We start from the raw sequence: 12044 nt of genomic DNA on the forward strand, positions 1-12044 counted from the left end.
GTCAGATCAAGAGTTGGGCGCCGGTGTTCCTACTCGGGCCGTGCTTCGATGATGAGGGTGGCCCAGGATCCAGCGGCGGCGCGGATGTGGGCTTCGGTGGCGAACAGGTACCGCCAGGTGGGTTCATGGCCGCTGTCCTGAACTGCGCGGGCCCACGTTTCGGCGGCGTCCTTCTTGGCGAGGACGTCGCGGTCGGTGGCGTGGCGGTCGGCTTTGCCTTCGATGAGCCAGTGGGTGCCGGTGGTATCGATGGCGATGAAGTCGGGGTAGTACCGGCCGCCGGTGTCGAGGGTGATGTAGGCGGGGTCGTTGGGGGTGAGGCGGAGCCACCAGGTGATGTTGGGGTCGCGGTCGAGGAGGTGAGCAAGTTCCCACTCGGTGGTCTTGGCGTCGAAAGTGGCTGCGGGGGTGATGCTGCGCTGCCAGCCGGTGAACTGGGTGTGCTTGGTGAACTGGTCGTCGTAGGCGTGGCGGGCATCGCCTTGGACGAGCGTTGCTCCTTCGGCGAGGGTTTGAGCGGTCAGGACGTGCTCCATGCGGGTTTCCCGGTTGCGGATGGCCTGCCGGATGAGGGCCCTGATTCCTTCTAGAGCGCCTTGACGCCGCCGTTCGGTCCATTCGGCTGTGTCGTTGTCGGAGGTGACCCCGGCGCCGCTGAGGAAGGCGTCAACGATGCGTCGACACCCATTGACGGATTCTCGGGTGCGGGGGACTTCGGGTTGGCGCAGGACTGTTTCGGTGAGGTCGTCGCGTACGCGGGTGATGATGACGTGCTCCTGGGCCGCTTCTGCGTTCTCCTGGGGCCTGACAGTGATGCGGACGTCGTCGCCGACGTGCTCGGCTTCGAGTGCGTCTCGGAAGATGAAGGTGGGGGTGTCGCGGGTGAAGTCGCGTCCGGCGACTTCGGCTGCGCTGGTGGGGACGTTGGCGAGGGTGAAGTCGACGTGGGTGACGAGGGACTCACGGCGTGGGAAGGAGATGAGAGGCGCTCCGACACTTCGTTCGAGGAGGCGGGCAGGTTGTGTGTTTGCCCGGGTCTCGGTCTCTTCGAAGTCGACCATGGAGTTGCCGTCCTGGTCGGGGATGTCGAGCCCGTGGCCTCCATGTTGCTCGTCGTCGATGGAGTCGTTGGTGCTATCGCGGTTACCGGGGAGGTCCTCGGGCTCGGAACCGGGCCCTTCAGCGGCTCCGCGGCCGCCCTCACTTGGCGGCGTCTCAGTGGCCGCTCCGTGCTGGTCTACGGCTGGCGGTGTCGGGGAGGTCGCTTGTAGGCGCTGAACGAGGACGTCTCGCTGTTGGAGCAGTTGCGCGTAGGAGTCGTGGGCAACAAGGTCCACCTGATCGATAGTCGGGATGCCCGTGCGGACCCCGTACGGCAGCCGGAGACCGCGTCCGAGGATCTGTTCGGTGAGGGCCTGAGAGGCGAGGGTGCGAAGGGCGACAATGACGGCGATGTTCTTGACGTCCCACCCTTCCTTGAGCATGTTGACGCTGACGATCGCGCGGATCGGTGAGTCGGCGTTCTCGACGTCGGCGAGGGCTTGGAGGGCCTCGTCGGACGACTGGGACGTGACCTGCAGGACGGCATGTCCGTCGCCGATGAAATCGGCTTGCGCGAGGGTTGCTGCGACTGTCTCGGCGTGGTCGATCGAGGAGCAGACCACGAACAGGACGGGTTTGACGGGCGCGGCTGAGGGGGCCGCGGACTGGTAGGCGTTGTATGCCTGCTCCTTGATGCGGAGCAGGGCGCAGGCGTCCCTCAGTTGGGTTCGTTCGTCGGTGGTTCCGTCGCGGCGGTAGACGATGACGGGAGTCTTGACGAAGCCGTCGGCGATGGCTTGTCCGAGGGTGTAGCGGGACTTGATCTTGGAGAAGTTTTCTGGGGCTGGTGTCGCAGTGAGGCCGATGAGGGCGACGGGGTCAAGGTCCCGAATGGCGCTGTTGAACGCGCGGGCGCGAGTCGAGTACAGGTGGTGTTCGTCGGCGATAACGAACAGGTCGTCGGCGTTCTGGAGGTGCTGGTAGAGCGGAGCCCCGATGTTCTCATCGACCTCGCGGGTGCGTCGGCTCGCTTCAGCGGTGGGGGCGAGGAGTTGCTGAACGTTGAAGACTAGGACCTTGAGGGCGGTCCGGTCGTGCAAGAGCGAGCCTGTCTGGGCGGTCTGGAAGTTGTCCGGGGTAACGATCGTGGGGATTAGGTCGGCGCCTGGCACGTACTTGCGGCTGGCCTCGTCGAAGTTATCGATGGTCTTGCGTTGGATGGTCGAACCGGGTGTGACGATGAGGACGTTGCGGACTCCGCAGTGGGCCAGATACTCGATGAGGGCTGACATCAGGTAGGTCTTGCCGACACCGGTGGCAAGGTCGGCGACGCCTTCGTTGTCAGTGTCAGTGTCGCCGCTGGCGAGCCAGGCGACGAGGTCGGTGAGGGCTTGGCGGTTGGGCTCGCGCAGGTCGAATCGGGCGGCGATGTCGGCGATCAAGTTCTCGTCGTGCGGGATATCGATGCGCATGTCACTTCACTGTCGTTGCGGGGAACAGGTCGTCGGGTGCGATACGGAGTCGGGATCCGGGGCGGAGGTTGCCCAGCAGGATGGCCGCCTCGGGCAGTGTGGCCTTGGCGACGACGGTCAGGGTTTCACCGTCAGCGAGGTGCTGGACGAGGCTGCGGATGACGAGGTCGTCGGCCACCCCGTCGATGACGGCGAGCCGTTGCCGGTTGCGTTGTCCGCAGAAGACTGGGTGCTCGGGGGTGAGCGTGAACTTCAACTGTCCGGCGACGGCCTTGGACCATCGTCCGTTGGTGGCCTCCGGGGAAAGGAAGACGGTGCCGGATTCTTCGTCGACGTCGTACATGCTGGGTCCGATCCGGGCGACGGTGAACCCTCCTCCACCTTCCCAGTGAGTGGCTACCTCGTTTCGAGTGCGGGTGGCCTCGCGCAGTGCCTTGAGGGTGGCGTCGTCCAAGCCCTCAACGGCTTTCGCTACCTTGCCCAGCAACGCCCTGAACGCTTGGGCTTCGGTGGCTGTCATGCCTTCGGGGAGGTCCTCGACCGGGACCCGGGTCGTGGTGGATGTAATGCCACCAGGGTCCGTGCCTTCGACGACGCGGGTGAGCCGGGGGACGATGAACGTGTCGGCGGTCGATTCGATGAGTTCGACGGTGACCCAGCGGCGGCCCATCTTGTGGGCTGTAGCCGCCGTGGTTCCAGACCCGGCGAAGCAGTCCAGAACGAGGTCACCGGGGTTGGTCGCGATGCCGATGATGCGTTCGAGGAGCCGTTCCGGCTTCGGGGTGTCAAAGGGTGGCACGCCGGGGAACAGGGACTGGATGTGCTTCTTGGCTTCGTCGTTGGAGCCGACCTCGGCCGCGAGCCAGATGGTGTGCGGGACGAGTCCGGGCGCTTCGGATGCGAACTGCTTGATGCGAGGTCGGCCGTTGCCGTTCTTCGGGAAGTAGACGCGACCGTCAGCGAGGTAACGCTCGTAGACGCTTTGCACTGCGCCCCAGCACCTGTTCGGGGGCGGGTCGTGCACGACACCAGTGGGCGTGGTGATCTTGTACATCTGGTTCGCACGGCTGCCCTGCGCTGTGAAGGGAACGCTGTCCCATGGTCCGCGCGGATCATCGTCGGGGTTCTTGGTCGTGTCCGTGCGGGCGAGCCTGTTGCGGACGTCTCTCCACTGCGTGACGGGTGGGACGGTGTAGACGAGAAGGTGGTCGTGGTTGTCGCTGAACGCGGCCCGGTTCTCGCGCGTGGTCCGCTTCTGCCACACGATCTGGGTGGCGCTGCGGTTGGTGCCGAACACCTCGTCGAGCAGGAGGCGCATCCGGTGGACCTCAGAGTCATCCAGGTGCACCCAGATGGAGGCGTCCGGTGCCAGGAGCGGGACGATGGCCTTGAGGCGGTCGCGCATAAGCGTCAGCCAGACGGAATGTTCGAGTTGGTCGGCGTAGTGCTCGAAAGTCTGCTTGGTGTTGAACGGCGGGTCGATGTAGACCAACTTGACCTGTCCGCGGTAGCGGTGGGCGTACTCCGGGATGGTGCTGAGGGCTTGGAGCGCGTCCCCGGAGTCTCCGATGAGCAGGAGATTGTCATCGGTGCTCTCGTCTCCCACGGTTCCGACCGGCTCGATAGAGCGCACCTCGCGAACCCGCGGGTCGGCTGGGTCGACCCACGCGTAGTCGTACCTGCCGTGCTCGGCGGGCACGAGGGCGAGGTCTTTGCCCATCCACGACAGTTCAAGTCGGCCCTGGGGTGACGGCACGCGCTATTCCTCCCGGTTGGTTCCGTTACCGAACCTATCGTCCGGATCGGTCGGCCGCTGGAACTGAGCACGCCCTTGGCCAAGGGGCCGCCTCGGGCGGAGCGGTGTTACCCGTTGCGGCCGCGGCCTTTCTGCCGAGCGCCGCGCCCGCCGCGCGCGCCACCGGCTGACGACTGCGTCCCCAGGGTGCGAGGTAGGGCCTGATCTTCCGGAAGTCCGAGCGCGGCCCGGTACTGCGCATCCAACTTGGCTCGTTTACGTTCGCCCTTCGTCATCTGCGTCATGGTGCCGTCTGGGGAGGCGGACCTGAGCGCGCCACACCGCCTTCGCATCTCAGGTTCGTTGGTCGGCGCCGACGAGGAGCCGGATCGTGCCGTTGTTGCCCGCGACGAGGCCTGCGAGCACGGCGGCGAACCCGGCGGCGGCGACGAGCAGGCTGAGTTCGGGTTTGCGGGAGGTGGCGGCGTTGTCCATGTCGGTAAGGGCCATGGCGTGCACGGATCCGTCTGGCCGGATCTGGTAGACGATGTGAAGGGGCGCTGTGTAGCCGGTGCGTGTGGTGGGCGCTTGCCAACCGGTGGGGACTGGGGTCGTGTGGAACTCTTCAGGTTCCGGGATCCCATCGAGAAGGACGGTGCCCGTCACACCTTTGAGGCGGACTCGTACGGCGTCAGTTTCGTAGTACTTGCCTCCTCTGCCTTGGAACTGGCCGACGTGCACTTCGGGAGTCGTCACCGTGACTTGTGTCCCCCGCCGGGACAGGTCTTGTGCGGCGGCACGGTCCGAGATGTCGTTCACCGCGGTGATGAGTCCAACGAAACCGAAGAACGAGCCGATGACCAGGATGGGTATCGAGGGTGCGGCGCCTCGGCGGACCCAGTGAGTCAGGCGCGCCCGACGCGTCCGCCGGGGCGCGGACGGCGTTGTCGCAGGAACGCGGTTCGTCACTCGCGAGACCGTCTGCGGCGACGGACGAGCCAGTCGAGGATGAACGCGTTGAGCAGGACTGTCGCCGCCATGATGGTCTCGGTGAGGTACGTGAAGGTGTCACCGAGGTAGGCGCCGCTGTTGACGAAGAGAGCCAGCCCGATCGGCAGGCCGATGAGGGCCGCGGGCAGGGCAGCCACGAAGAAGACCAGGGACAGGACATCCTGCACGGGGAGGGCGTCGTCGCCGAAGGCACCGAGTGCCTCGGTGACCAGGTACAGGCTGAGCATGAAGACGAGGTAGAGGATCGCCACCCTGGTGGGCGGCCACCATCGTGGCGTTCGGGACATGCGGGGGACCCCTTCAACGTTGTGGGCGCTTTGCGCGGCCGTGTGAGAGGGCTAGGACCTCCAAGGCTAGCGATGAGAGGACCTAGCCAGGGCGGTTCATCGGCTGGGCCGCGCTCGTTCAGTATCGAATCTCGCGAGCGGCTTCAAGGGAAGCGGGCCCACGGGGCCCTGGGGCCGCCTACATGGAGGGTTATCCGGGCCGCCGTCGGACCCTACGCTGGGCACGGTAGGTCCCCAGCCCTTCCTTCAACCCGGCGAAAATGCTGACGGCTACGGCGGTCGCGGCACCAACCAGACCAGCCATGGCTAACCACTGCCCGACGCTCTGGATCGGATCGAGGTAGATGTCGTCTTGCGTCAGGCCGGTACGGCGGACCTGGACAACGTCCCCGATGTTGTCCTCCCAGTCGGGGCAGTGGTTGACCCGGAACTCGGCAGGCAACCCGGGGGGCGGGTCCGCTGAGCGGTAGGTCGTCTGCTCCCCCGGCGTATCCGGGATGAGGCCACGCGGACCGCATGCCTCGGTAGTGCCAGACGGGCCCTGGGAGATCACGATGACGCGCTCAGTGGGTCGGTCGTGCACGGCGACGTAGTCGAGTCCCATCAGCGCCGCCGCGACGACGAACGCACCCAAGCCGAAGAGCAAACCTCCCCTCAGGGACCCCGAGATGAGGCCGCGATACGGGTGGTCGTCGTGGTGAGCGGACCTGCTTTCGCGTGCGCTACTCACGCGACCCCGACCCCAGACTGGGATGAGAAAGCCCGCGGAGAGGAGGACGCGACTCGGCCTTGGCTGATCCCGTCTCGCTACTCACGATCGCATCTTGGCAGGCGCGCTGGACAGCGTTGCTAGTGAGGGCGTGGGGAGCCCGCTGCCGACCATTACTGGTCACAGGAGCCCCGGTGTGCACATGGGGTTTCCACGAGGTGGCGCAAGCGCGTGCAGGTGGAGACTGCCAGGGACGGCATGTGTCGCAGGTAGATTGTCAGGCATGGCACGTCAGTGGCCGCCCCGCCCCGACCCCTTCATTTCCCTGCTCTCGGTGTCCTTGAGTGGCGTGTTCTGTGCCGCGACGACGGTGTGGATGGTGGCGGGGATTCGGTTCACCCAACCAATCTCGTTGTTGCCACCCGTGCTGATGTACGCCTTCATGCAGGGCATCTTCCGGCTGGGCGTGCTCCAGTCTGGCCGACGGCTACGAAAGAGGAATCTGCTCTTCATCCCGTGATTTCCTTGCGGTGATGTCAGGTCTGGGGTCTTGCTACTCCAGGTCGCATTGCGTGGTGCGCGGTCGAGCAGGTCAGCGTGGGCCATCGGCATGAGCCCGCTATCCACCTGTCACAGTCGACCCTGATGCCGCCCAGGTCGAACACACCCGAAGGGGGCGGGGAAGGTCACCGGCGACGAGGGATCTGGCGTTCGATCGCGTCGACGGCGATGGCGACGTTCTTGGCGGCGACGAGCAGTTCGTCCAGCCAGGGCGGCTGCTCCTGTCCGTTGGTCGGCCGGTTGACGCCTGAGGCCACGGACGTCTTGCGCTGGAGGGTGCTGTTGGCGCTGAGGAGTCGTTCGAGGGTGTCGGAGGTGACGGTCAGGCCGACAGGGCGCGCTGCCGCTCTGGCTTGTTGACGTCGCGCTTGCTGGATCTCGGTGTTGCGGTCACGCCTGCAGGTTGCGCACAGGGCTTCGCGGCTGTCGGCCCGGAGCGTTGTGTCGCATCGACCGCACCAGCGGGTTCCGTCTGTGGCGAGTCGAGCGGCGGCCCGGTCACGCGTGCCGACGGACAGCACGGGTGGTCGGGATCGTTCGGGGGTGCGGTCGCTGAGGTTTACTCCGCCAGGTAGCGCCATGTTCGAGTGACCCCGTTCCGTCCGGTTGGACGTGCGTTAGTTGCTGTTCGTGACATTTCGTGACATCTCGTGACGTCACGAGTTCGAGTTCCGTCCGACGGCGCGGACGCATGGCCTTGTCCCAGTCGTGGGCCCCTGACCTGCGGCTCCTCCCTCTCGTGCTTGCCACACCGTATATGCGCCGCGGGGCACGCGTGGGCCAACTCGTGACAACTCGTGACAGTTCGTGACAGCCGCAATCACCGCGACCCCACCTGGACGGTTTCCCTGGTGATGCGGGACCTCGGGTGGGCCGAGGCGGCGGAGGGAGCGAAGACGTGAGGGTGGACAAGTCGGGTCGTTCGGAGACGAGAGACCTCCAGTCGGTGGGTGCGTCTACCGTCCGTCGACACTCGAACACTTGTTCGCTTCGGTGCCCTAACCGGGCGAGCGAGGACGCGAGGGCTCACTCGCAGCGTCGGCCCTATGGCGCGGCCGGGTGGGGTGTCAACCGCGTACAGAAGAACATGGAGAACCGTCATGCGTGATCTGCATGCCGGAGCGGGAGTGTTTGCCTCGCGGCCGCTCCCGGTCCCGATCTACACGAACGTCCAGTCCCCCACCCACGAGCGTCGCAACCGGGACGGCCGCGTCGGGGTGCTGGTGCACCGCGTCATCGGTGAGGTCGTTGACTCTGCCCGCGCGCTGCCGGTCACGGACGCGCTGCGAATGGTCGGCGACACCGTGGAGCGCACCGTCCCAGCCACGCGCGGCTCTGCTGCCATCCGGTTGCGGGTCCAGTCGCACGCGGCGCGGTACGTCACGCACTTCATGCCCGGGCACGAGTGCACCTTCCTCGGTGCGGAGGTCCGGGTCGAACGCGGCCGTGTGGACTTGGCGTGGTCGCACCCGGATCACGGGGTCTGGTTCGACGAGGTCAAGACGTGGCGGCACGCCGGGATGTCCTGGGACGCCCAGACCTGGGACCAGGTTGACCGCTACATGAAGGCGGGGACCGCTCAGTTCGGTGCCCGCTTCGCTGGAGTCCGCCTCGTCGTCACGGGCCACACCCAGGACAGCGTCGTGATCGGTCCAGATGGCCTGGTTACGCCGCTGATGTCGTCGCCGCTGGCTCCCGCCGTCGCTTCTACGGTCGGGGCGGCGTGATGACTCGCGATGTCACTCAGAAACGCGCCGTGGTGGCCCAGTTGATGAGCCTGGGCGGCGGACAGTGCCCGTCGATGGGGATGGTGGAGCGGGTGGCAGGGCAGCACGGTGTTACCGCGCGCACGATCTACCGGTGGGTCAAGTCTGCGGACCTGAACGACACGTCACTGCCCGACACCGCGGTAGGGACCGGACGGGCGTCGTTCGAGATCACGACTGGGCACCTGACCGTCATCGCTGACGAGCAGAACGCGCACGGGGCGTGGCAGCGGCTGCGGGACGCGGGCGAAGTCACCTGCTCCTACCCGACGTTCATGCGGGCCCTGGACCGGTGCGACCCGGCGATGCGGCAGGCCGCCATCCACGGCTTCAAGGGGCTGGTGAACAACCGGATGTACCTGCAGACCACTCCCCCGCACCGCAACCACACCTACCACCTGGACCACACGTCCATGGACCTGTACGTGTGGCCCTCGCACCGAGAGCGAGCACCGATCCGGCCTCAGGTCACCGTTGTCGTGGACGGGTACTCCGGCCTCATTCACGCGGTGCCGTGGAAGAACGAGATCAACGGTGACATGGTCGCGGCCGCGCTGGTGGAGGCGGGGATCGACCGGGACTACTACGGCGTGAGTGTGGGCGGGGTCCCCGAGCAGGTGGTCTTGGACAACGCTGCCGCGCACTTTGGCCCGGCAATGCGCGCTGGAGCCACGAACTTGGGCTGGCTCCTGGCTCCGACGCACCCGTTCTCGTCGTGGCAGAACGGCAAGGCGGAGCGAGCGATCGGACTGCTGAACCAGCGTCTGGCCAATCGGGCTCCGGGCGCGACCGACGCAGGCACGACCCGCACCAACCAGCGCCGTCACCTTCAAGTCCCCCAGATGGACAAACTCGACCCGGACACCGTCTGGTCGTGGAAGGCGTTCACGCTCGCCCTGCGCGAGGTCGTGGACGAGATCAACACCACGATCCGGATGAAGCGCCTTGGTGGCCGCACCCGGCTGGAGGCCTACGCGCAGGACCCGACCGAGCGGTTCCCCGTTGCCGAGTCGATCGCCCTGCACGCGATGCTGACCACGGACGGGCGCACCTACACGGCGAGCAAGAACGGCATCCAGTTCGAGAACCGGCACTATGTCGCCGCCGGTGTCCAGTTCGGGCGGGACTACCGCGTGCACTATCTGCCGACGATGCGGGACTCGGTCCACCTGTTCACGCCGGAGGGGCGCTACGTGTGCGAGGCGTTCGAGGCCGGGTCCCTGCCGCCGAACGCGCGCGCGAAGTTCATGGCGGCCCGTGCCCAGCAGGAACGTCACGCAGCCGCCATCGAACAGGGCGTCATCGATTCGCGACGTCACTTCGCCGACGCTGTCAACGCGCGCGTCATCGACCAGGACGACGACGCCCGCTTCGACGGCGGCTCGTCTGTTACCGCGGCGATCGCCGCGCGCGCAGCCCGCCCCCGTAAGCGCCTGCCCCGCGTCACGGCACGCGCCACTGCCCAGGCCGCAAGGAGCACCGCCGACACCGAGTCCTGGCTCGCGGCACTAGATGAGGACGACGAATGAACACCACCCCGGACAGGCGCACTCACGTCGAAAAGAACCTCGACGTCAACCTGATCCGCACGTCCCACTTCAATCTCGGACGGCGCCTGGCAAAAGGCGCAGTAGCCGTCAACGGACTCGTCGCCATCGACGGCCCGCCCGGCACCGGGAAGACCACCTGCGTGCGGTACTTCGCCGAAACCATCGGCATCCCCTCAGCCATCATCACGATGGCTGCCCGCCCAGCACCGTTGGACATGCTCCGCCAGATGCACCGCGCCATCACCGGCCTAGAAGCCACCGGCACCCGCTACCAAATGCAGCGCGACCTGCTGCCGATCCTCAACCACTGGGACGGGGTACTCATCGTCGACGAATGTCAGACCGCGCAGGTCATGACGATGCAGCAGATCACCTGGCTGTGGGAGGAGAGCCAGCAAGCCTTTCCCATGGTCCTCGTTGGAACGGGGATCCTCGACGCCCTGGCTCGGTATCCGCAGTTGAAGAGCCGACTCATGGGCCACGCGGTGTTCGCGCCGCTGGCGGACAACGTCCTCCTCGACACGGTGCGCGCCCTTGACCACCGTCTCCAGGACATTCCCACCAGCGACCTGCTCGACCACGACCGTCACGCCTGCCACGGCCTGCTGCGCCGGTGGGCCATGACCGTGCGCTGGCTCGACGCTCACTGCGTCACCACGACGGCCACCTCTCGCGACCTGCACGCCATCGCGTCCCTCCTCCCGACTCTCGATTGAGGCATCCATGGAACTGACCGTCACCCCTACTCCGTCCACCATGAGCGCCCGGGACGCGCTGCCCGCCCTCGACCCCAGCAGCGGCGTTCTCACCGCGTCAACGACGCTGACGCGCAACGCGTGGACGCTCAGCCAAGACCTCCTTCTCGGCCTTGGCGCGCGGCACGACCTGCCCGGTGCGGGCCGCCGCCACGACGAGGACATCACCCTCTTGAGGTGCTGGATCCGCGCGTACGACATTCGCCTCATCGTGATGCTCAACGCCCACCTCGTCCCTTACCCCCGGCTGTTGACGTTCCTGCTCGACCTTGGACGGGCTGCTGACTGCGACGTCGCGCTGACCCACGACGAAAGCACCGTCACCCCCGTCATCGCATGGGCTCAGGACAACGGTGCCCGCGTCCACACCACACCCACGCCCCTCATTGACCGGATGAAGGCCACCGCTCGACCGGCCTACCCCCTACCCGCCGAAGCCCCCACATCGTTCCCGAAGTTCCTGCCAGAAGTGGACTTCTACGCCTTCCGCGGACTCTGCCGAGAACTTCTCCCCGCCAACGAGTTCGCCATCGTGGACGACCTGTACGTCCGCACGTTCCGCGACATCACTGCAAACCCGCTCGGTGACGACGAGGACGCCTCATCGCGACTGCGCACCATGCTCTCCACCGTCACGACCGAGAGCGAAGCGACAACCATCATCCGAGCGACGCAGGCCGCACTGTTCAAGACCGGACGACACCTGTATGTCTGGATGCCAACCCTGCGCACCGCCATGCAGCGGGACCAGCACCGCCGCCTCACCCCTGCTGAAGTCCGATCCCTGCGGGGTTACCGCACGCCCTGGCGATCAAGCCTGGCCGTCCTCCACGACGCCGAACTGACAAGCAACGACATCGCAGCGCTCACCCTTGCCGACCTGCAGCCCACCGGCCACCTGACCAACCCTGCGCAACCGCTCACGGACGACGCCCGCGCGTTCCTACGCGCCCATCGAGAGTTCCGACGGATCAAGGGCGCGACCGAGGGCGACCCTCTCTTCACCATGAACACACCCGGCGTCCGCGCAGCGCTCCGCTCCATCGGCCGCGACCTCCTCATCCCCACCGTCAGCGCCCAAGCCGGATTCGACGACACCCCCGACCAGACATGGCGCAAAGCGCTCGGCGTCCGCATCGCCACCCTTACCTGAAAGG

General features: G+C 66.5%; 11 protein-coding genes. 5 read left to right on the forward strand and 6 right to left on the reverse strand.

Annotation, left to right across the window (positions count from 1 at the left end):
- Positions 1–29 precede the first annotated feature (29 nt).
- From ATL31_RS02725 to ATL31_RS02745, 5 genes are all read right to left on the reverse strand, one after another.
- Positions 30–2513: a DEAD/DEAH box helicase family protein gene (locus ATL31_RS02725; protein WP_101394424.1), complete on the reverse strand. Its 2484-nt coding sequence runs from the start codon at positions 2511–2513 to the stop codon at positions 30–32.
- A gap of 1 nt (position 2514) precedes the next feature.
- Positions 2515–4269, reverse strand: coding sequence for a site-specific DNA-methyltransferase (locus tag ATL31_RS02730; RefSeq protein ID WP_211283955.1), 1755 nt, complete (start codon positions 4267–4269; stop codon positions 2515–2517).
- A 333-nt stretch (positions 4270–4602) separates the two neighbouring features.
- Positions 4603–5067 (reverse strand): hypothetical protein, encoded by a 465-nt coding sequence (locus tag ATL31_RS02735; protein ID WP_143598289.1) that lies wholly within the window; start codon positions 5065–5067, stop codon positions 4603–4605.
- Between the two features lie 146 nt (positions 5068–5213).
- On the reverse strand, positions 5214–5510 hold the full coding sequence (locus ATL31_RS02740) for a hypothetical protein (RefSeq protein ID WP_101394426.1): 297 nt from the start codon (positions 5508–5510) through the stop codon (positions 5214–5216).
- Between the two features lie 226 nt (positions 5511–5736).
- Positions 5737–6180 carry a hypothetical protein gene (locus ATL31_RS02745; RefSeq protein WP_143598291.1) on the reverse strand — a complete coding sequence of 148 codons (444 nt, stop codon included), beginning with the start codon at positions 6178–6180 and terminating at the stop codon, positions 5737–5739.
- Positions 6181–6538: 358 nt separating this feature from the next.
- Here ATL31_RS02745 and ATL31_RS02750 point away from each other — a divergent pair, with 358 nt between their 5' ends.
- The gene (locus ATL31_RS02750; protein ID WP_101394428.1) at positions 6539–6775 is read left to right on the forward strand and encodes a hypothetical protein; all 237 of its coding nucleotides are present in this window, start codon (positions 6539–6541) and stop codon (positions 6773–6775) included.
- A gap of 166 nt (positions 6776–6941) precedes the next feature.
- Here the strand turns inward: ATL31_RS02750 and ATL31_RS16280 are convergent, their stop codons facing one another.
- A complete protein-coding gene (locus tag ATL31_RS16280; protein ID WP_143598292.1) occupies positions 6942–7337 on the reverse strand; it encodes a hypothetical protein in 396 nt (131 codons plus the stop codon).
- Positions 7338–7916: 579 nt separating this feature from the next.
- Here ATL31_RS16280 and ATL31_RS02755 point away from each other — a divergent pair.
- The 4 genes from ATL31_RS02755 to ATL31_RS02770 are packed head-to-tail and all read left to right on the forward strand — an operon-like array spanning position 7917 to position 12040.
- Complete coding sequence (locus ATL31_RS02755) at positions 7917–8543, forward strand: hypothetical protein (protein WP_143598295.1); 627 nt, start codon at positions 7917–7919, stop codon at positions 8541–8543.
- Entirely contained in the window at positions 8540–10111 is a 1572-nt protein-coding gene (locus ATL31_RS02760; protein ID WP_101394430.1) for a DDE-type integrase/transposase/recombinase, read from the forward strand. Before ATL31_RS02755 ends, ATL31_RS02760 begins: the two co-directional genes overlap by 4 nt.
- A complete protein-coding gene (locus ATL31_RS02765; RefSeq protein WP_101394431.1) occupies positions 10108–10848 on the forward strand; it encodes an AAA family ATPase in 741 nt (246 codons plus the stop codon). The genes ATL31_RS02760 and ATL31_RS02765 overlap by 4 nt, the downstream gene beginning before the upstream one ends.
- A 7-nt stretch (positions 10849–10855) precedes the next feature.
- On the forward strand, positions 10856–12040 hold the full coding sequence (locus ATL31_RS02770; RefSeq protein ID WP_101394432.1) for a hypothetical protein: 1185 nt from the start codon (positions 10856–10858) through the stop codon (positions 12038–12040).
- Positions 12041–12044 lie beyond the last annotated feature (4 nt).

The organism is Phycicoccus duodecadis (assembly GCF_002846495.1).
Taxonomy (GTDB): Bacteria; Actinomycetota; Actinomycetes; order Actinomycetales; family Dermatophilaceae; genus Phycicoccus; species Phycicoccus duodecadis.

Bases quoted from the DNA above. Each gene is read 5' to 3' on its own strand.
- ATL31_RS02725 (WP_101394424.1), bottom strand. From the start codon at position 2,513: ATGCGCATCGATATCCCGCACGACGAGAACTTGATCGCCGACATCGCC.
- ATL31_RS02750 (WP_101394428.1), top strand. From the start codon at position 6,539: ATGGCACGTCAGTGGCCGCCCCGCCCCGACCCCTTCATTTCCCTGCTC.
- ATL31_RS02755 (WP_143598295.1), top strand. From the start codon at position 7,917: ATGCGTGATCTGCATGCCGGAGCGGGAGTGTTTGCCTCGCGGCCGCTC.
- ATL31_RS02765 (WP_101394431.1), top strand. From the start codon at position 10,108: ATGAACACCACCCCGGACAGGCGCACTCACGTCGAAAAGAACCTCGAC.
- ATL31_RS02770 (WP_101394432.1), top strand. From the start codon at position 10,856: ATGGAACTGACCGTCACCCCTACTCCGTCCACCATGAGCGCCCGGGAC.